Source organism: Enterobacter sp. ECC_219_Taxon_10 (assembly GCF_058354905.1).
Genome location: NZ_CM178005.1, coordinates 780,049 through 800,318 on the forward strand (window position 1 = coordinate 780,049; position 20,270 = coordinate 800,318).

The window sequence follows — 20,270 nt, forward strand, 5'->3', positions numbered from 1 at the left end:
CTTTACTTCCCTGTTTTGTTCAATAAGGGCGAAGATCGAGCGCCGATATATGATTTTGTAATCCCAGTTCACAGTCACTTTTTGTTTTGGGCATATCCCATTGCAAATTTGCGACTTCCTGGTTACCAGCTGCCAAATCTCGCGATGGCTTTACCGTCGTGGCATTCTGAAATTCATTTACCACCCCAAACTGCCTTGTCGGTAAAATGTCATTTGGCTTATTCATGAATTTTTTTGTGGCATCGACATTCAGTCGACCTGAACGATAGTATTCTCTTGCCAGCAGATTATTGTTCAGCGGATCCCGCCAGTCCGCACGGTGCAGCAGGTCTTCCCAGAATTTGCCCGCCTTATAATCAAAGGACCGGCACTGGCCGATGGCCAGGTCAAAAGCCATCGCATGGGACGGGGCATATTCACTCATCACGATTGACGAGTGCTGGCTGTAACTTACTGGGTCGGACTTCGCCCATTCCTTTTCCAGCTCTTCGCGCGGGCGAAGCCAGGTTAATGTCACGGTCAGAAAATCCTTTGAACCTGCCACCACGCCGTTAATCACCTGGACACCGCGCTCATAGCTTTCCATTTTCAGCTCATCGGGCGTCAAGACATGGCCGGGATGCCAGCTTAGGCTTTGGTATCTGCTAACACCGTATGTGGCGCTTTGCGTCCGTTTGATGGCGTAGGCTTTTGCTGAGTAGGAAATATAGGCGTCCGGGCTGTCCGGATCGATGGAGGCGGTATACGGCTTATCTCTCGTTTTTGGATCGTCGCCTTTATAATTATTTGCCCCCTGCAATGTGAATATAAACTTCACCGGTAGCTCTTCACCGTTCACCATCACGTCATGCGCGGTGTAAGAGGCGTTACCGACTGAACCGTAATCCGCATCACCCGTTCTCACGGGCGGCAGGCTAAACGGTTTCCCGTCCGGCGTCGTTCCCACCTCTCCATGTTGATAAAATACCCGCTGATACAGGTTTGGAATATTGCTGGCAATATCTTCAGGAATACCGCGCCAGCCGAACCCCTGTATGTTCTTGAGGGAGACGGTGCCGTCATTCGGACAAAAATAGTTATAGACCCGGCCGTTATTATCACGTCTGTATCTTGTATCCGTCCTTAACGGGTTGTCGGACGGTTTACGCAGCGTGCAGGCCGCTTCCATTGCCAGAATATCGGCTTCTGTTATCTCACCGCCTTTGTAATGCGTCGCCATCAGTGAGCAAAAGTTCTTAAACGTCAGCACCCGCGCATCGGATGTCTGATGATGACCCGGCTGAATATCTTCAGCCAGCCGACTTTCGAGCGAGTAAGGGGAGTGATTGAGAATGACGCAGTTAACCGGTTCATATCCCGCCTGCTTTACCAGCATGTTTGCCAGCATGGTGATAATCGTTCCCTGACTGTGGGCCACGATATTGATAACGTCGTTTCGTGTTTCCAGCGGCTGACGTATCTGAATAATCAAATCCGCCAGGCGCTGTGCGGCAAAGAACTGGTAAATCCGGTGAGGGTTAGAAAAAATAGGATGGGTAAAATCACCATCATTCGCATGCAACGTTATAATCCCTGCTGCGGACGTTGCGAATCCCCCCGCGCCTGGCCCCAGCATATCCGGAATATTGGTTGTCGCATTCGCAAAGGTGCCGCCGCCCTTGGCATAGTTCACATCAAGCGCGTTACCAAAATTGTCGTTCTGGTATTTAAACGCCCCCTGGCCGTCATTACCCAAATCCGCTTTTTTCTTCGCATCATCCTCCTGGTAAGCGTCGAACGGCAGATGTGCCTCCGCCTTGAGCTTGCTGACTTCATTGCGATAGCGCTGCTGATCTGCGCGGTATTCTTCATGCGTTACAGGCTTATAGCCCCAGTAAAACGGGATAACAGGCGAGCGGCCCGGCGCCGCGATTGTCTTTTGCGCTTCTTCATTGTGCGTCATGATGAAGTGATTCCATTCATGCGCGTACATATCTGTCCGGTTAAGCCGTTTATTTAACCCGGCGATAATGCCTTTCTCCTGATTCTGATAGGCTTCACCCACATCGTTTACCCCATGAACCAGAATCACGATCCCCGGCATCGGACGAGGAATGCCCACCCTGCATGTCTGCGCCGTCAGGCTTAATGATTTGGGGACGGGGATATCGTTCTCAGAGACCACGCGCGGGCAATACGGGCTTTTCTTCTCATCAGCCATCAGAGTACCTCCAGTTTGTACGAATCAAGGTCGGCCGCATCCAGCAGCGGGGAACAGCCATTGCTGTCGGTCACGCCTTCAATCATTTGGCCCGCCGAGCTTTTAAGGCGGAACGCGCGATTAGCGAGGATCTGCTCCGGGTCGTCAGACGCATGCAGCTGATAGCGCTGTGCAAACGCGCCCTTGTTAAATGCAGGCGGTTGCGTTTGCACGCTTTCCGCCCCTTTATAGGCAAAATTCGGCGCTTTAATGTCCACGCCGGTTGGCGAGAAAATTTCAACCAGCCCGCTGGGACTAATACGGATGCCACCACCACCGCATACCAGCTGTATTCCCTGCTTCGCACTGCCGTTAATTTTGCCTGCCGTGCTCGTGACGGTGAAATCATCCTGAGAAAGCATGTGCAGGGCTCCGCGCTGCGCCTCCGTTTTGATATCACCAGCACTGGCAATCAGCTGTATGCCAAGTTTGCGGGCGAACAGAGAGAGCCTTTCCCCTACGGCCAGCGAGAACTTTTTCACCACGTTTACGCTGCCGTTGCGGCCAGCGGTTGCAATCAGATCCTGACCTGCCGAAAGCTGCAGGCTTTGCGGCGTGACGTGGGCCTGTCCTTCTCCGGCATAGGTCAGCAGGCCCGCGCCCGAAAGCTTATTCAGCGTCTTAAGCAGGGCATTTTGTCGTTCGGTATCCACCTCATCGGCACCGGCCGTCATTGCGCACTGCTGCAGCGTTATGGCCAGCGAGAGTGCTTTTTCGAGCTGCGCGATGGCCGCCGTCATATCCAGCTGTTGTCCCTGGGCGCGCGGTTGCGCCTCAGTGCTGATCATTACGCCTTTTGCCGCTCGCAGCGCCATCCAGTCATCTGTTCGCGCTTCAAGACCTTCCCCGCGTGGCTTTCCTTCCGCATCGACAAGATGGCCCACGCTGAGCTGTCCCTTTCCGCGCTCTGTTGAAATCTTGATATGTTCCTGGCCCCGCTTGTCTTCCAGACGGATTTTATTCAGGCCTGCAGTACGGATGATGTTGCGGGTATCATTGCGGTTTGTGACTAAATCAGTGTGCGCGCCGTTATGCATGGCATGGGCAATGAACGGGCGATCCGGATCGCCGCCTTCAAACGCAATGGCGACCTCCGTGCCTTCGAGCAGTGGAAAATGAAAACCGTAAACATCTCCGGCGTACGGTCTGGCAAGGCGCACCAGCGCACTTTCAAAGCCTGAACGTTTCTCATCGAGATCAAAATCGAACTTCACCCGGTAGCGTCCGGTGGCATCAATTCCCGCATAGATTTTATTGCTGCCTATCGCCATTACCCGTGCGGGAACGGTACCTGCAATTTGTGGTCGGGGAAGAAATTCTGGCCTGAAACTATACTCATGCCGGCAAGGGATGCCTGACAGCAGGGCTTGATAATGCTCTGCGCGACTGCCCGTTATCGTCATTGACGTAACGAAAAAACCTTTCTTAAAGCCATCAGGAATTTGACCGGTTATATCGAACTTTATTCCCGGCTGCAGTTCCGCTGCGCTGGTTGTGGCACCGAGTACACACTGGGTATTTAGCAGGCGCTCATAGCGCAAACGTGCATAGAACGCAGCGGTTTCGCTTTCTTTTCCATAAAAATCCCCGCCCTCAAGAAAATGATCTGAATGGTGATACTCTCTGCCTGCCGTCATGCCACCGGGAATGTCGGTACTTACAATAGTCTTGTCCGCCTGTGGAGAGAGGGGAGCGCGGTAGTTATAGGCCCTCACCATTATATTTTCGGGTATTAACGCATGTCGTTCTTCGAGTTTTGTCACGTACTCATCATGACTGGTCATCCCGGAGCGACGAACAAAGGGGAATTTCTTTTCGCTAATGATATAGCGACTGGCAGAGTCGCCAAATATAACCACTGTTTCCGTCGGCGTGGTGCTGTGATTTTCAAGACGGAACCATATTCCTACTTCGGCCAACAGGCGGCGAATAAACTGCAGGTCGGTCTCTTTCCACTGAATAATCATTTCCCTGCGGGGATAGCTACAGCTGAGGTTGTCGAAATCAATATTGAAGCCTTCAAAATAACGGCTCTCTTTCATCAACTGCGTGACGACCTCCGGCACGGAGACATCGGTGTACACTGCCGAACGGAAGTTTCTGTTCAGTAACGCAAGTTCATGTTCAAGCACGCATTCATAGAGCGCTTCATCTGAAGATGACTTAAGGCGGGAAAACGCAGTAATGGTTCCATTGATCTGGCGCACTGGCAGCCAGGTTGGCTGACCATGCCATGACGCCTCAGGGTTAGGGGCGCGAAGAAGAAATTCCGCCTTCTGATTCAAAACGGCGTCAGGTGAAATATTTGCATTGGGGCTGGTAAATCGGATGGTATAGCGATAGGGCTGGCTGAGTGCTTCTTCGCCTGTAAAGGAATGTACGTCGTTTAACGCGTAAGCGTTACGTGGGAAAAAAAGTAAATAGCGATTTAGCGTGTCATTTTGCTGAAAGTTTCCTGGGCGCACTGCCATGACAATATCCCTTTCAAGAGCAGTAAAATCATAAAATAATACTCTCTTAGCAAAGAAACGTAAGGGTAAAAATCATGTTGATGTATTTATTTTTGCCTGATGTATTTATTTCCCGTATATATAAAAGATATTAATTCATAAATAAAATGTGATTTAAAATAATAATAAAAAAGTTCGATTTATTATTTTTCAGGATCGTCGGTTGCCAAACAGGGTTATATGCGCTCTGACTTTTCATTCAGAGCGACATTCGGCTATGGACTTGCAGTAGGGGCTTTCATCACTTTTGAAAAAATGGCGGAGGATTTATTCGTCCTCTGAGTGAAGGGGAGGGCATCAGACTGCCCTGATGCCCAGCAGTGAAGACGCGGTAGCTTTCCCCTTCAGCAATTCTTCTGTCTTCCCATCCCACGCAATTCTCCCTTCGGCAATCACCACCGATCGCGGCGCAATCCGTGCGGCATCCTCAATACTGTGCGACACCATCAGCATCGTCAGTTGCTGGCGCTGACAGACGTCCTGCACCAGCGCCAGCATCTCCTGGCGCAGAGCGGGATCGAGCGCCGAGAAGGGCTCATCCAGCAGCAGTATTGGCTGCTCCCGCACCAGACAACGCGCCAGCGCCACGCGCTGACGCTGGCCGCCGGAAAGCTCGCCCGGCAGCCTGTCAATGAACCCAGTGATCCCCATCTGTGCGGCAATGATCTCCAGCTTCTGGCGCTGGGCGTCGTTCAGCCTGAGCCCCGGATGCATTCCCAGAGCGATGTTTTGCCGCACCGTCAGATGGGTAAACAGGTTGTTTTCCTGGAACAGCATTGAGACCGGACGTTTTGCGGGCGGCGTGTGGGTATGATCGTGATTTTCAATGACGATCGCGCCGCTTGCCGGCTGAAGAAAACCCGCAATCAAATTAAGCAGCGTGCTTTTTCCCGCGCCGCTTGGGCCAAGTACGGCGATCATCTCCCCCTGGCGCACGGAGAGCGTGAAGCGCATCGGCAGATGCTGGTAAAGCCAGGTTACATCAGTCAGTGTTAACATCGCGCCCCGGAAGTTTTTCGATAACGGTAAATAAGGCAAAGCACAGCAGCAGCAGTAACAGTGCTGTGACCGCGCCATCATGACTGCGATAAGAGCCGATTTGCTGATAGAGCCAGAACGGCAGCGTGCGGAAATCTTCGTTGCCAAAGAGGGCTACCACGCCAAAATCGCCAATCGACAGCACGCAAGCAAACGCCAGCGCCTGGGCGAGCGGCCGTTTTAGCGCGCGGAGTTCGACCACCTTCAGTCGCTGCCAGCCCTGCATGCCCAGCGACTGGCACAGTAAACCGTAACGGCTGTTGACGTCGCGCATCGGGTTTTCCAGCACCTTAAGCGCGTAAGGGATGGCCATTAAGGCGTTGGTAAAAATGACGATGCCGTCGGCGCTTTCCGGCAGGCCGATGGTGCTGTTGAACAGTAAAAAGAAGCCCGTCGCCAGCACGATGCCCGGCATCGCCAGAATCAGCATGCCCGTCAGCTCCAGCGCCTGTCCGGTTTTACGAGCATGACGCGCGTAGAGCTCGCGGCTGCTCCAGAGCAGCATCATGGTCAGAAGTACACAGACCAGCCCGGCTGCCAGCGCGATGCGCAGCGAGGTCCACGTCGCTTCCCAGAGGACGGGCTGCTGCAGGACGGACGTGAGATTAAGGTTCAGTCCGTCAACGATAACGGCCAGCAGCGGCGGCAGCAGCAGCATGAGCGCCAGCATAATCAGGATAAAATCGGCGACGCGGCTGTGCAGGCTGTCCTGCGGGTCGCGCCAGCCGGTTATGTGATTACTGCCAGCGGGAATGGCTTTACTCAATCGCTGGCTCAGCAGCACCAGCACCAGACAGCACGCCATCTGCACCATCGCCAGCAGCGCGGCGCGGCCCGGATCGTAGTCGTAACTTAAGGCCTGATAAATCGCCAGCTCGATGGTGGTGGCCTGCGGCCCGCCGCCGAGCGAAAGCACGGTGGCAAAGCTGGCGAAGCAGAGCATAAAGATTAGCGCGGCCACCGGGGCAATCTGACGTCGCAGCCACGGCCATTCGACAAAGTGGAAGAACGACCAGCCGCGCATGCCGAGCTGAGCCGCAATCTGGCGCTGTTCGCCGGGAATGTTTTCCAGCGCCTGTAAAAAGAGGCGCGTCGCCATCGGCATATTGAAGAAAATGTGCGCCAGCAGGATGCCCTTCAGCCCGTAAGGGGAAAAGGTCCACTCCAGCCCCAAAGATGCAAAGAGCGAAGCCAGCCAGCCCTGACGACCGTAGACGCTCAGAATGCCAAAAACGGCCACCAGAACTGGCAGGATCAGCGTCATGGCGCACAGGCGCAGCAGAGCCTGCCTGCCGGGAAAACGCCGGCGGTACAGCGCTCGCGCGAGGAAAATGGCCGGGATCGCTGACAGCAGCGCAGAAAGAAACGCCTGCCAGAAAGAGAACCGGATAACGTGCCAGAGATAGCTGTCGTGCCAGAGCGCGAGCAGATCGCTCTCTGGCGCATTAAACCACAACGCAAGGAATGCCCCCAGGCTGACCACCACCATCAGCATGGCGGCGAGCAGACCGGGGATTAACCAGCCGGGAATTAACGGCTGACGGCGCGTTGCCATTCACTTACCCATGCTGCACGCTGCGCGGCGACCTGCTGCGGCGTAAATTCCAGCGAGGTTGTTGGTTTGGTCAACTGCTCGAAACCTGCGGGCAGCGCAACGCTGGTGACCGGATACATCCAGTTGCCTGCGGGAACCGCATTCTGGAACGCCGGTGAAACCATGAACTTCAGGAACTTCTCGGCCAGCTCCGGCTGTTTGCTGGCGGCGGTACGCGCTGCCACTTCCACCTGCAGATAGTGCCCTTCAGCAAAATTCGCGGCGGCGTAGTTATCTTTCTTCTCAGCGATGATGTGGTAGGCCGGAGAGGTGGTGTAGCTCAGCACCAGATCGCTTTCGCCTTTCAGGAACAGGCCGTAGGCTTCGCTCCAGCCCTTGGTCACGGTGACGGTTTTGGCGGCCAGTTTCTGCCACGCTTCCGGCGCTTTATCTCCATAGACTTTCTGCATCCACAGCAGCAGGCCCAGACCCGGCGTGCTGGTACGCGGATCTTCATAGATCACGCGCCACTTCTGGTCACTTTCCACCAGCTCTTTCAGGCTTTTCGGCGGGTTTTTCAGCTTATTTTTGTCGTAAACAAAAGCAAAATAGCCGTAATCGAACGGCACAAAGGTGTCGTTTTTCCAGCCGCCCGGCACGTTGACGGCATCTGCCGCCACGCCGCTTTTGGCAAACAGTTTGGTTTGCGTCGCGGCTTCCAGCAGGTTGTTATCCAGCCCGAGCACCACGTCGGCCTTGCTGTTTTTCCCTTCCATGCGCAGACGGTTGAGCAGCGACACGCCATCTTCCAGCGCCACGAACTTCAGCTCGCAGTTGCAGTCGGCTTCAAAGGCTTTTTTTACCACCGGGCCAGGGCCCCAGTCGGCGGAGAAGGAGTCGTAGGTGTAGACCGTCAGGACGGGTTTCGCGAAAGCAGGCAGCGCAAACAGCGCCAGCAGGGGGAAAACTTTTTTTAACACTTTGCACCTCAGAGTTGAGTGGCAAAGGATTTTGAGCGACAGCCTCAAATCCCTTCGCCGGCGTTATCCGGATCAGGTTCGACGGGTATTATCTCAGCGCACATCTGTGATGCAGCACCCCGTTGAGAACGGCGCTATTGTAATGATTTGGTGAATATTACGAAAGCGTTATGGTTCCGGCGGCGCAAACCAGGCGGATTTAAAATCAAACCAGCCCAGGGTGTTCATCCGCAGGCCGCGCATGCTGCGCTGTCCCTGGATCAGCAGCCAGTGGTGGATCAACGGTACGATCGTCTGCCCGGCCAGCAGCTCCTGGCACCATGCGGCCAGATCCATTTCGCCTGCCCGCCACTTCGCGGCGTCCTGCTGCCAGTCCCGGTTGATACAGTGCTGAATGAGGGGCACTTCATACAGGTGAGAAAAGAGCGAGAAATCAAGCGGCAGCGTGAAGTTGGCGCTATTGAGCCAGATATCGCTGACGACATCCCCGCGGTGCCATTCATCATAGTCGACTTCCTGTATCGCCAGTGTCACGCCTTCGGCCGCCAGCAGCTTGCTCATAATCTTCGCGATAAAACGGTGCTCAATGTGATCGCGATAGTAGCTGAGGGTGATGGTCTCCAGCCCGGCAGGTTTTCCACTGCGCACCGGCTGAGCATGGTGCCAGCGCGGAAGCAGGCCATATGCCGGGAACCACCAGGTCTGGTATTGCTCCTCTGCGTGATAAATCAGGTTAGCCGGGGCCAGAACATGGCTGATCCACGTGCGGACGTCGTGGTTTGCTCCGCGGTGGCTGCGGCTGTCAAAGAGCAAGTAGTAACAGCCCTCCTCCAGGCGACTTTCGAACGCCTTTTCGCTTGTTGTGGGGCCTTCCAGCGTCAGGCCTGCGCTCAGCTCTTCGTTGAGATCCGGTAATACCCAGACGTTCACTTCGTCGATCAGCGCCCGATAGCCAAAATAGTCATCAAAGGCGCGGATTTTGAGCTGGTTGTTGGTATTGCGCGTCACGGAGTAGGGGCCCGTGCCAATCGGCAGGCTGGCAAAATTGTTCAGCGATCGCCATTCGCCGGGCAGGATCATTGAGGGCACATAGCCCAGCAGCCACGGCAGCCATCTGTCCGGCTGCGACAGTTCAATGTCCAGCGTCCAGGCCGTGGGGGAGTGGATCCGCGAGACGTGCGAATAGAGCGGAAGCGTGCGGGCGCGTTCCAGAGAGGTGATGACGTCACTCATCTCCAGCTCGCGTCCGTGGTGGAAGTGAATGCCCGGGCGTAAAAAGAAACGCCAGTGCAGGGGGGAAAGCTGCTGCCAGTGGTGCGCGATGTCCGCTTCCAGTTCCCCGTTTTCCTCATTTATTTTCGTCAGGCCGCTGAATATCTGCCGGGCCATATGGGTTTCAGAACGACGTAACGCCGTGCCGGGCAACAGGTTTTTCATTGGCCGATAGTAGAGCACCCGCATAATGTGGCGGCCCTGACGAAAGCTGCGCCCCAGATGCGAGACCAGCATCTGGCGCACGGCGGCCTTGTCGCCCACCAGCTGGACCAGCTGATCGATGCGATCCTGCTCCAGCAGATCCTCCGCCCGCTGTTGCTGCAGCGCCAGACCAGTATAGAGGAAGGTTAAGCGAGAGCGCTTGCCGCGTCCGGCCTCGGCCTCCCAGCTTAGCCAGCCCTGCTGCTGCATGGTGTTGAGCAACGTGCGCATATGGCGGCGAGAGCAGTTGAGAAGTTCTGCCAGCTCGTTAAGCGTGGTCTCCTGCGATTGACCCTCGCAGCACTGCCACAGGCGGATAAATTGTTGTTGCAGTCGACCGGATGGCATAAAAGAGGAACTCCTGACAAAAAATCAGCAATTTATTAATCCCTATATTAGGCCAATAATGCTTTCCGATGAAGTGAGGAGGTAAATTATGAAGAGGTCTACCGCACGTCAGTTTTATCAGCAGTACTTTTCAGCGACAAAAGGATCGTCCTGGCTGGCCCGCCAGTGTGCAGAGCAACGGCTGAAAATATTGGAAGAACTGATGCAGTGGGACGTTACGAAACCGACCTCTTCCCGCTAACTCGCCTCGATCATGTGTGACTGAGTATTGGTGTTTATCACCCGCCAGCAAAATGTTTTTGCTGGCTTTTTTCGTTTATTCTTTCACCCAATTTCGATTCGCTTTCACAAGGACTTGCGCATGCTGTGGTTGATGACGATGGGGCGCCGCCTGAATGGCGTATATGCCGCTTTTATGCTGGTGGCCTTTATGATGGGCGTGGCGGGGGCCCTACAGGCACCGACGCTGAGCCTGTTCCTCAGCCGCGAGGTGGGCGCACAGCCGTTTTGGGTTGGCCTGTTTTATACCGTCAACGCCATTGCCGGGATCCTCGTTAGCCTGGGACTGGCGAAACGATCGGACAGCCAGGGCGATCGCCGCAGGCTGATCCTCTTTTGCTGCGCGATGGCCGTGGGCAACGCGCTGCTTTTTGCCTTTAACCGTCACTACCTGACGCTCATTACCTGCGGCGTGCTGCTGGCCTCTCTTGCCAATACCGCCATGCCGCAGCTGTTCGCGCTGGCCCGTGAATACGCCGACAGCTCGGCGCGGGAGGTGGTTATGTTCAGCTCGGTGATGCGTGCGCAGCTCTCTCTTGCATGGGTCATCGGCCCGCCGCTGGCCTTCATGCTGGCGCTGAACTATGGCTTTACGGTCATGTTTTCGATCGCGGCAGGCATTTTTATTATTAGCCTGGCGCTGATTGCCTTTGCGCTGCCGTCCGTCGCTCGGATTGAGCAGACGACGGATAAGCCCATCACGCAGGTGAGCGGCTGGCAGGATAAAAACGTCCGCATGCTGTTTATTGCCTCCACGCTGATGTGGACCTGCAACACCATGTACATCATTGATATGCCGCTGTGGATCAGCAGCGATCTGGGCCTGCCGGACAAGCTTGCCGGGATCTTAATGGGCACAGCTGCCGGGCTGGAAATTCCAGCGATGATTCTGGCGGGGTATTACGTGAAGCGCTTCGGAAAGCGTCGGATGATGATCGTCGCCGTGGCGGCCGGGGTGCTGTTTTACGCGGGACTGATCCTTTTCCATTCGCGTGAAGCGCTGCTTGCGCTGCAGCTGTTTAACGCTGTGTTTATTGGTATCGTTGCCGGGATCGGCATGCTCTGGTTCCAGGATCTTATGCCCGGACGCGCAGGCTCTGCGACCACGCTTTTTACCAACAGCATTTCGACGGGCGTTATTCTGGCGGGGGTGATTCAGGGGGCGCTGGCGCAAAGCTATGGCCATGCCTCGGTTTACTGGGTGATTGCGGCGATTTCGGTGGTTACGCTTGGGCTGACCTGCCGGGTCAAGGATGTTTGATTCCGGGAGGTGGCTTCACGAAATGAGACGATTGTCTGACAGGTATCGGAGGGAAGCAGTGGCCCGCCTGCAGCGGGCCACTGCTTTTAGCCCATAAACGCAGGCTGTTTTTTCTCGTACGCGGAGATGGCGTCCTCGTGCTGGAGCGTCAGGCCAATGCTGTCCAGACCGTTCAGCATGCAGTGGCGACGGAAGGCATCGATGCTGAAGCTGTAGGTCTTATCCCCGGCTTTCACCACTTCCCCTTCCAGATCCACCTCAAACGCCATGCCCGGGTTCGCCTTAACCAGCGCGAACAATTCATCGACCTGCTCGTCGCTCAGCGTCACCGGCAGCAACTGATTGTTGAAGCTGTTGCCGTAAAAGATATCCGCGAAGCTCGGGGCGATAACTACCTTAAAGCCGTAGTCGGTCAACGCCCATGGCGCATGCTCACGCGATGAGCCGCAGCCGAAGTTTTCCCGCGCCAGCAGAATGGAGGCACCTTTGTATTCCGGGAAGTTCAGGACGAATTCCGGGTTCGGCACTTCGCCTTTGTCGTCCAGAAAACGCCAGTCGTTAAACAGGTGTGCGCCAAAACCGGTGCGGGTCACTTTCTGCAAAAACTGCTTAGGAATGATCGCGTCCGTATCGACGTTAGCGGCGTCCAGCGGGACAACACGGCCCGTATGTTGGGTAAATTTTTCTGCCATGATTGTCTCCTTATTTCAGGCTGCGAATATCGGCGAAATGGCCGGTAACTGCCGCGGCGGCGGCCATCGCCGGGCTGACCAGATGGGTGCGTCCACCGCGGCCCTGACGGCCTTCAAAGTTACGGTTGCTGGTAGAGGCGCAGCGCTCGCCCGGATTCAGGCGGTCGTTGTTCATCGCCAGACACATTGAGCAGCCCGGCAGGCGCCACTCGAAGCCTGCTTCGATGAAGATCTTATCCAGACCTTCCGCTTCCGCCTGGGCTTTCACCGGACCGGAGCCTGGAACCACCAGCGCCTGCACGCCCGGCGCCACTTTACGGCCTTTGGCAATCTCTGCCGCCGCGCGTAAATCCTCGATACGTGAGTTGGTGCAGGAACCGATAAAGACTTTATCAATGGCGACATCGGTCAACGGTACGCCTGGCTTCAGTCCCATATAGGCCAGCGCTTTTTCCGCACTGGCGCGCTCGACCGGATCGGCGAAGGACGCCGGGTCCGGGATGCTGTCGTTGACGGAAATCACCTGGCCCGGATTGGTGCCCCAGGTCACCTGAGGGGCGATCTCTTCCGCCTGCAGCGTGACAACGGTATCGAAGGTCGCGCCGTCGTCGGTTTTCAGGGTTTTCCAGTACGCCACCGCGTCGTCAAAATCCTGACCCTTCGGCGCATGCAGACGGCCTTTCACATAGTTGAAGGTGGTTTCGTCCGGCGCGACCAGGCCAGCTTTTGCGCCCATCTCAATAGCCATGTTGCACAGGGTCATACGACCTTCCATGCTCAGCGCCTGAATCGCGTCGCCGCAAAATTCCACAACGTGGCCGGTACCGCCCGCGCTGCCGGTTTTACCGATGATGGCCAGCACGATGTCCTTCGCGGTAATGCCCGGAGCGGCTTTACCCTTTACTTCAATTTTCATGGTTTTGGCGCGGCCCTGCTTCAGGGTCTGGGTCGCCAGAACGTGTTCCACTTCAGACGTGCCGATCCCGAAGGCCAGCGCGCCAAAAGCGCCGTGGGTTGCGGTATGGGAGTCTCCGCAGACGATGGTCATGCCCGGCAGGGTAATACCCTGCTCAGGCCCCATCACGTGGACGATGCCCTGATACGGATGGTTCAGGTCATACAGCTCAACGCCAAACTCGTTGCAGTTCTTGATCAGCTCCTGCATCTGGATACGCGCCATCTCACCCGAGGCATTAATGTCTTTGGTCTGGGTGGAGACGTTGTGATCCATAGTCGCGAAGGTTTTACCCGGCTGACGTACCGGGCGCTTGTGCGCGCGCAGGCCGTCGAAGGCCTGCGGAGAGGTCACTTCGTGTACCAGATGACGGTCAATGTACAGCAGCGGGGTTTCGTTTGGTGCCTCGTAAACAACGTGCGCATCAAACAACTTTTCATATAACGTCTTAGCCATGATTACACCCCTTCAGCGACATAGCGGGCAATAATGTCGCCCATTTCATCGGTACTGACTGCTGCCGTGCCGCGCGCTAAGTCACCGGTACGGACGCCTTCTTCTAACGCCCGGTTAATGGCGTTTTCAATTGCGGTTGCTGCGTCGCCTGCATCGAGGCTATAGCGCAGCAGCAGGGCCAGGGAGAGGATCTGCGCAATCGGATTAGCAATGTTTTTGCCGGCGATATCCGGTGCGGATCCGCCCGCCGGTTCGTACAGTCCAAAGCCTTCTTCATTCAGGCTGGCGGATGGCAGCATGCCCATAGAACCGGTGATCATCGCGCACTCGTCAGACAAGATATCGCCGAACAGGTTGGAGCAGAGCAGCACGTCAAACTGGGACGGATCCTTAATCAGCTGCATCGTTGCGTTGTCGATGTACATGTGCGACAGCTCAACGTCCGGGTACTGCTTAGCGACTTCACTGACGATCTCGCGCCACAAAATGGACGACTGCAGCACGTTCGCTTTATCAATGGAGGTCACCTTATGGCGGCGCTTACGTGCCGACTCAAACGCGATATGGGCGATACGTTCGATTTCGAAACGGTGATACACCTCGGTATCAAACGCTTTCTCATGCTGGCCGCTGCCTTCGCGACCTTTTGGCTGACCAAAGTAGATCCCACCCGTCAGCTCGCGCACGCAGAGAATGTCGAATCCGTTGGCCGCGATGTCCGCGCGCAGCGGGCAGAACTCTTCCAGCCCCTGATACAGCTTCGCCGGACGCAGGTTGCTGAACAGCTTAAAATGTTTACGCAGCGGCAGCAGCGCGCCGCGCTCTGGTTGCTCTGCCGGCGGGAGATGTTCCCATTTTGGGCCACCAACGGAGCCAAACAGCACGGCATCGGCATTTTCGCAGCCTTCAACGGTGGCTTTCGGCAATGGCGTTCCGTGATTATCAATCGCAATACCGCCCACGTCGTAGTGGCTGGTAGTAATTTTCATCGCAAAACGCGTGCGAACGGCTTCCAGTACTTTCAGCGCCTGTGCCATTACTTCCGGGCCAATACCGTCACCCGGCAACACAGCAATATGGTAATTCTTCGACATTACACGGTTTCCTTGTTGTTCTCTTTATTCTGAGCTTTGCGTTGCAACTCTTTTTCGACTTCAGCGGCGCGCCAGATGTTGTTCAGGACATGCACCATCGCTTTCGCGGAGGATTCGACAATATCCGTCGCCAGGCCCACACCGTGGAAACGGCGGCCGTTGTAGTTGACGACGATATCCACCTGACCCAGCGCATCTTTACCATGTCCTTTCGCCGTCAGGTCATACTTCACTAACTCAACGTCGTACTCGGTGACACGGTTGATCGCCTGATAGATAGCGTCGACAGGGCCGTTGCCGTTTGCCGCTTCCGCTTTAATTTCATCACCGCAGGCCAGTTTGACCGAGGCGGTGGCGATGTCGCTGGAGCCGGACTGCACATTGAAGTAATCCAGACGGAAGTGCTCTGGCTCTTCCTGCTGCTTGTTGATGAAGGCCAGCGCTTCCAGGTCGTAATCGAACACCTGGCCTTTCTTGTCGGCCAGCTTCAGGAACGCGTCGTACAGCTGATCCATGTTGTAATCGCTGTCCTGATAACCCATCTCTTCCATACGGTGCTTAACCGCCGCGCGGCCAGAGCGAGAGGTCAGGTTCAGCTGCACCTGGTTCAGGCCGATGGATTCCGGAGTCATGATTTCGTAGTTTTCACGGTTCTTCAGCACGCCGTCCTGGTGAATACCGGAGGAGTGCGCGAAGGCGCCGGTGCCGACAATCGCTTTGTTGGCCGGAATCGGCATGTTGCAAATCTGGCTGACGGTCTGGCTGGTGCGCCAGATTTCGTTGTGATTGATGCGGGTGTGCACGTCCATGATGTCTTTGCGCACCTTGATTGCCATAATCACTTCTTCCAGCGAACAGTTGCCCGCGCGCTCGCCGATACCGTTCATCGCGCCTTCTACCTGACGCGCGCCGGCGTGCACTGCGGCGATGGCATTGCCTACGGCCAGGCCCAAATCATCATGGGTATGCACTGAGATGATCGCTTTATCAATATTCGGTACGCGCTCATACAGGCCGGTGATGATGTTGGAGAACTCAAACGGCATGGTGTAGCCGACGGTGTCCGGGATGTTGATGGTTTTCGCGCCCGCGTTGATGGCGGCTTCCACTACGCGCGCCAGGTCTTCGATTGGCGTACGGCCCGCATCTTCACAGGAGAATTCAACGTCATCGGTGTAGTTGCGTGCGCGCTTAACCATATATACCGCGCGTTCAATGACCTCATCCAGCGTGCTGCGCAACTTGGTTGCGATATGCATGGGGGAAGTGGCAATAAAGGTGTGAATACGGAAGGCTTCGGCCACTTTCAGCGACTCAGCAGCTACGTCGATGTCTTTCTCTACGCAGCGCGCCAGACCGCACACGCGGCTGTTTTTAATGGTGCGGGCGATAGTCTGGACGGATTCGAAATCACCCGGAGACGAGACCGGGAAGCCAACCTCCATCACGTCGACGCCCATACGTTCGAGAGCCAGCGCAATCTGCAGTTTCTCTTTTACACTCAGGCTTGCCTGTAATGCCTGTTCACCGTCACGTAAAGTTGTATCGAAAATAATGACTTGCTGGCTCATGGGTTAGGTCCTTGTCAGTCTTAGGGCGCCTTGCTACGAGCATAAAAAAACCCGCGCAGTGGCGCGGGTTTTTAGTCTTACTGGTGACGATTCAACGCTGAATTTCGCCCGCCAGTCTACCGCGCACAGTGGATGCGTTTAGTAGTAGTAGACCGGTGAAACGAATGGTGCGTGTCATGAATCGTGCTCCGTTAAATTCAATATGCTTTTAGTGGTACTGGATACGACTGTGCATGTCAACCCCTGATGGTAAAAACGGCCCCGGAAGGTCGAGCAGGGAGGATGTGTGCTTTAGCTTATTGTGCTGGATTTTTCTTGTCTGGCTTTACAAATTGTCTAAATTTGGACTTAAAAAACATTTGCAGAAACAAATAAAATTAATAGGTATTTTTCAGGCGATCGTTTTGTTATGTAGGTGTCCTTTTAAAAATTCTTTAATATCACTTATTTATCATTCTGGTAAGTGTGTTTTGACTTCATTGAAATGAAAGGTGATAACAGATTATTAACTCAGTACTGAGCAACAGCGATAACAGTTTAATTATACTTAAGTCATCCTTAACTGGATGGTTGTTGTATATTGATTCGGTTTATGGTTTCATTCCAGCACTAAAGTTAAACATATCTTTTGCGTCTATTTTTATTTTAACGTTATTACGTGATCTTTATATATTCCGATTTTTAAACAATTTTCTTTCGCTGGTCGTATTTGCATGGTAAATCATATTTTCTGAAATTATTACAGTGCGTTGGCGAAGGGAGTGTAGCGTGACAGTGGAGTCAGAAGTGCCAGAAAATAATATTAAACAACCACAAGTTACTGATGGGATTAAACCGCAGTTGCGCACGGTGGATCTTAATCTATTGACGGTGTTTGATGCCGTCATGCAGGAGCAGAATATCACCCGGGCGGCACAATCGTTGGGAATGTCACAACCTGCGGTAAGCAACGCGGTTGCCAGGCTTAAAGTGATGTTCAATGACGAATTATTCGTTCGTTATGGCAGAGGGATCCAGCCGACAGCGCGGGCTTTCCAGCTTTTCGGCTCCATCCGCCAGGCGCTGCAGCTGGTGCAAAATGAGCTGCCAGGCTCGGGCTTTGAACCCTTAAGCAGTGAGAGAGTATTCCATCTCTGCGTCTGCAGCCCATTAGATAATTATCTGACATCAATTATTTATAATAAAGTTGAAGAGATCGCACCTAATATTAATCTTGTCTTTAAATCGTCCTTAAATCAAAACACTGAACACCAGTTACGTTACCAGGAAACCGAATTCGTCCTGGGTTATGAAGAATTCCGCCGTCCTGAATTTTCCTGCGTACCGCTGTTTAAAGATGAAATGGTGCTGGTTGCCAGCAAAAAACATCCACGACTGAATGCTCCGCTACGTGAAAGTGACGTTTATGGCGAACAGCATGCCGTTGTCGCGCTCGACAGATATGCCTCCTTTAGCCTGCCGTGGTACGACACTGCGGAGAAACAGGCGAGCGTGGCTTATCAGGGGATGGCCATGGTCAGTGTATTAAACGTCGTTTCCCAGACGCAGCTGGTGGCAATTGCGCCACGCTGGCTGGCAGAAGAGTTCTCTGGCGCATTAAATCTGCAAATTCTGCCCCTGCCACTCAAGCTAAATAGCCGTACCTGCTATCTCTCCTGGCATGAAGCCGCTGGACGGGATAAAGGACATCAGTGGATGGAAGAGCTACTTATTAGCATCTGCCGTCGATAATCGAGTCAGGATAAATTGCATCTCTGCATGTGATTTATCCTGGTTTTATTTCATTTATTGATATTTTGTTCTGTTGTGTATTTTGTCTGGCGGCTGCCAGGCCTGTAAAAATAGATGATTTTCTGGATCGCCGCGCTTTTCAGCGATGATTTATCATCTCGTCCTCTAATTTCAGATGAATTAACCATATCCTCTGACAATGTCTGTTTTTTCTGCTTTCACGGCCTCTTCTCTCTCCTGGTTTGCGAATTGCCTGCCTCATAACGAGCGGTTAAGGTAAGTATCACTCTGCAAAATAGAAGACGGGTTCATCCCGATCGCAAGACGGTGCGGAAATGAATTCGGCGGTCCGTCTATAACAAAATGCCTGGAGGCAAAGCATGGAGATGTTGTCTGGCGCGGAAATGGTCGTCCGGTCGCTGATCGATCAGGGCGTAAAGCAAGTGTTCGGCTATCCTGGCGGTGCGGTTCTTGATATTTATGATGCGCTGCATACGGTAGGGGGCATTGACCATGTGCTGGTACGCCATGAGCAGGCGGCGGTGCACATGGCCGATGGCCTGGCGCGTGCGACGGGTGAAGTAGGCGTGGTCCTGGTCACGTCGGGGCCCGGTGCGACAAACGCCATTACCGGCATTGCGACTGCGTACATGGACTCTATTCCGCTGGTGATCCTTTCCGGACAGGTCGCGACATCACTGATTGGCTATGACGCGTTTCAGGAGTGCGACATGGTCGGGATTTCGCGTCCCGTTGTGAAGCACAGCTTCCTGGTCAAGCAAACCGAAGACATTCCTGGCGTGCTGAAGAAGGCGTTCTGGCTGGCGGCAAGCGGGCGCCCGGGGCCGGTGGTGGTCGATCTCCCTAAAGATATCCTGAACCTGGCAAACAAGCTGCCTTATGTCTGGCCGGAATCGGTGAGCATGCGCTCTTACAACCCAACAACGCAGGGCCACAAAGGTCAGATCAAACGCGCGCTGCAAACGCTGCTGGCTGCTAAAAAACCGGTGGTCTATGTCGGTGGCGGGGCTGTCAATTCAGCGTGTGAGGCACAGCTTCGTGAACTGGTTGAAAAGCTCAATCTTCCTGTTGCGTCATCGCTGATGGGGCTCGGAGCGTTTCCCGCCACCCACCGTCAGGCGCTCGGCATGTTAGGGATGCACGGTACCTATGAAGCCAACATGACAATGCATCATTCTGACGTGATCTTTGCCGTCGGCGTGCGTTTTGACGATCGTACTACCAACAACCTGGCGAAGTACTGCCCGAATGCCACCGTGCTGCACATTGATATTGATCCAACCTCAATTTCAAAAACAGTGTCGGCTGATGTACCTATCGTCGGTGACGCTCGTCAGGTCCTTGAACAAATGCTGGATCTGCTGGCCCTGGAGAACACAGCTCAGCCGCTGGATGAAATCCGCGACTGGTGGCAACAAATTGAGCAGTGGCGCGCGCGGCAGTGTCTGAAATATGACACCCAAAGCGAGCATATTAAGCCGCAGGCGGTCATCGAAGCGGTCTGGCGACTGACGAAAGGCGATGCATATGTAACCTCTGACGTGGGCCAGCATCAAATGTTTGCCGCCCTCTATTATCCGTTTGATAAACCGCGTCACTGGATCAACTCGGGTGGTTTAGGCACGATGGGCTTTGGCCTGCCTGCCGCGCTGGGCGTTAAGCTGGCGCTGCCAAATGAAACCGTTGTCTGCGTGACCGGTGACGGCAGTATCCAGATGAACATTCAGGAACTCTCCACCGCGCTGCAATATGAGCTGCCGGTGCTGGTGCTCAACCTCAACAACGGCTATCTCGGCATGGTGAAGCAGTGGCAGGATATGATCTACTCGGGCCGCCACTCTCAGTCGTACATGGAATCGCTGCCGGATTTTGTTCGTCTTGCTGAAGCTTACGGTCATGTGGGGATGCGGGTGACCGACCCGGCTGAACTGGAAACGAAGCTCGCAGAAGCGCTTGAGCACGTTAAAAACAACCGCCTTGTCTTTATGGATGTCATCGTTGATGGGACCGAGCACGTTTATCCGATGCATATTCGCGGCGGCGGTATGGATGAGATGTGGTTAAGCAAAACGGAGAGAACCTGAT

General features: G+C 54.5%; 15 protein-coding genes and 1 riboswitch. Of the genes, 4 read left to right on the plus strand and 11 right to left on the minus strand.

Features of this window, described 5'->3' with window-relative positions:
• Positions 1–19: 19 nt before the first annotated feature.
• From AC4ICF_RS03655 to sgrR, 6 genes are all read right to left on the minus strand, one after another.
• Entirely contained in the window at positions 20–2,200 is a 2,181-nt protein-coding gene (locus AC4ICF_RS03655; protein ID WP_491466150.1) for a T6SS effector phospholipase Tle3 domain-containing protein, read from the minus strand.
• Entirely contained in the window at positions 2,200–4,710 is a 2,511-nt protein-coding gene (locus AC4ICF_RS03660; RefSeq protein WP_316379697.1) for a type VI secretion system Vgr family protein, read from the minus strand. The genes AC4ICF_RS03655 and AC4ICF_RS03660 overlap by 1 nt, the downstream gene beginning before the upstream one ends.
• A 336-nt stretch (positions 4,711–5,046) precedes the next feature.
• Positions 5,047–5,748 carry a thiamine ABC transporter ATP-binding protein ThiQ gene (thiQ, locus tag AC4ICF_RS03665; protein WP_248096201.1) on the minus strand — a complete coding sequence of 234 codons (702 nt, stop codon included), beginning with the start codon at positions 5,746–5,748 and terminating at the stop codon, positions 5,047–5,049.
• Positions 5,732–7,342, minus strand: coding sequence for a thiamine/thiamine pyrophosphate ABC transporter permease ThiP (thiP, locus tag AC4ICF_RS03670; protein ID WP_316379696.1), 1,611 nt, complete (start codon positions 7,340–7,342; stop codon positions 5,732–5,734). Before thiP ends, thiQ begins: the two co-directional genes overlap by 17 nt.
• Positions 7,318–8,301 (minus strand): thiamine ABC transporter substrate binding subunit, encoded by a 984-nt coding sequence (thiB, locus tag AC4ICF_RS03675; protein ID WP_316379695.1) that lies wholly within the window; start codon positions 8,299–8,301, stop codon positions 7,318–7,320. Before thiB ends, thiP begins: the two co-directional genes overlap by 25 nt.
• A gap of 31 nt (positions 8,302–8,332) precedes the next feature.
• Positions 8,333–8,433, minus strand: a riboswitch (TPP riboswitch).
• Positions 8,434–8,469: 36 nt separating this feature from the next.
• On the minus strand, positions 8,470–10,125 hold the full coding sequence (gene sgrR, locus AC4ICF_RS03680; protein WP_316379694.1) for an HTH-type transcriptional regulator SgrR: 1,656 nt from the start codon (positions 10,123–10,125) through the stop codon (positions 8,470–8,472).
• An 88-nt stretch (positions 10,126–10,213) separates the two neighbouring features.
• Here sgrR and sgrT point away from each other — a divergent pair, with 88 nt between their 5' ends.
• Positions 10,214–10,366, plus strand: a complete 153-nt coding sequence (sgrT, locus tag AC4ICF_RS03685; protein WP_116342480.1) for a glucose uptake inhibitor SgrT — start codon at positions 10,214–10,216, stop codon at positions 10,364–10,366.
• 120 nt (positions 10,367–10,486) lie between these two features.
• Complete coding sequence (locus AC4ICF_RS03690; protein WP_116342482.1) at positions 10,487–11,665, plus strand: sugar efflux transporter; 1,179 nt, start codon at positions 10,487–10,489, stop codon at positions 11,663–11,665.
• Positions 11,666–11,751: 86 nt separating this feature from the next.
• On the opposite strand, the gene leuD is transcribed toward AC4ICF_RS03690, so the two are convergent.
• The 5 genes from leuD to leuL all read right to left on the minus strand — a co-directional run bounded on the left by leuD (position 11,752) and on the right by leuL (position 16,611).
• Positions 11,752–12,357 (minus strand): 3-isopropylmalate dehydratase small subunit, encoded by a 606-nt coding sequence (leuD, locus tag AC4ICF_RS03695; protein ID WP_023345432.1) that lies wholly within the window; start codon positions 12,355–12,357, stop codon positions 11,752–11,754.
• A gap of 10 nt (positions 12,358–12,367) precedes the next feature.
• Positions 12,368–13,768: a 3-isopropylmalate dehydratase large subunit gene (leuC, locus tag AC4ICF_RS03700; protein WP_163330309.1), complete on the minus strand. Its 1,401-nt coding sequence runs from the start codon at positions 13,766–13,768 to the stop codon at positions 12,368–12,370.
• Between the two features lie 2 nt (positions 13,769–13,770).
• Positions 13,771–14,862, minus strand: coding sequence for a 3-isopropylmalate dehydrogenase (gene leuB / locus AC4ICF_RS03705; RefSeq protein ID WP_163330310.1), 1,092 nt, complete (start codon positions 14,860–14,862; stop codon positions 13,771–13,773).
• Positions 14,862–16,433, minus strand: coding sequence for a 2-isopropylmalate synthase (gene leuA, locus AC4ICF_RS03710; protein WP_116342492.1), 1,572 nt, complete (start codon positions 16,431–16,433; stop codon positions 14,862–14,864). Before leuA ends, leuB begins: the two co-directional genes overlap by 1 nt.
• Before the next feature lie 91 nt (positions 16,434–16,524).
• Positions 16,525–16,611: a leu operon leader peptide gene (leuL, locus tag AC4ICF_RS03715; protein WP_071786497.1), complete on the minus strand. Its 87-nt coding sequence runs from the start codon at positions 16,609–16,611 to the stop codon at positions 16,525–16,527.
• Positions 16,612–17,201: 590 nt separating this feature from the next.
• On the opposite strand from leuL, the gene leuO reads away from it, so the two are divergent.
• Positions 17,202–18,164: a transcriptional regulator LeuO gene (gene leuO, locus AC4ICF_RS03720; protein WP_302219616.1), complete on the plus strand. Its 963-nt coding sequence runs from the start codon at positions 17,202–17,204 to the stop codon at positions 18,162–18,164.
• Between the two features lie 380 nt (positions 18,165–18,544).
• On the plus strand, positions 18,545–20,269 hold the full coding sequence (ilvI, locus tag AC4ICF_RS03725) for an acetolactate synthase 3 large subunit (protein ID WP_316379693.1): 1,725 nt from the start codon (positions 18,545–18,547) through the stop codon (positions 20,267–20,269).
• Position 20,270 lies beyond the last annotated feature (1 nt).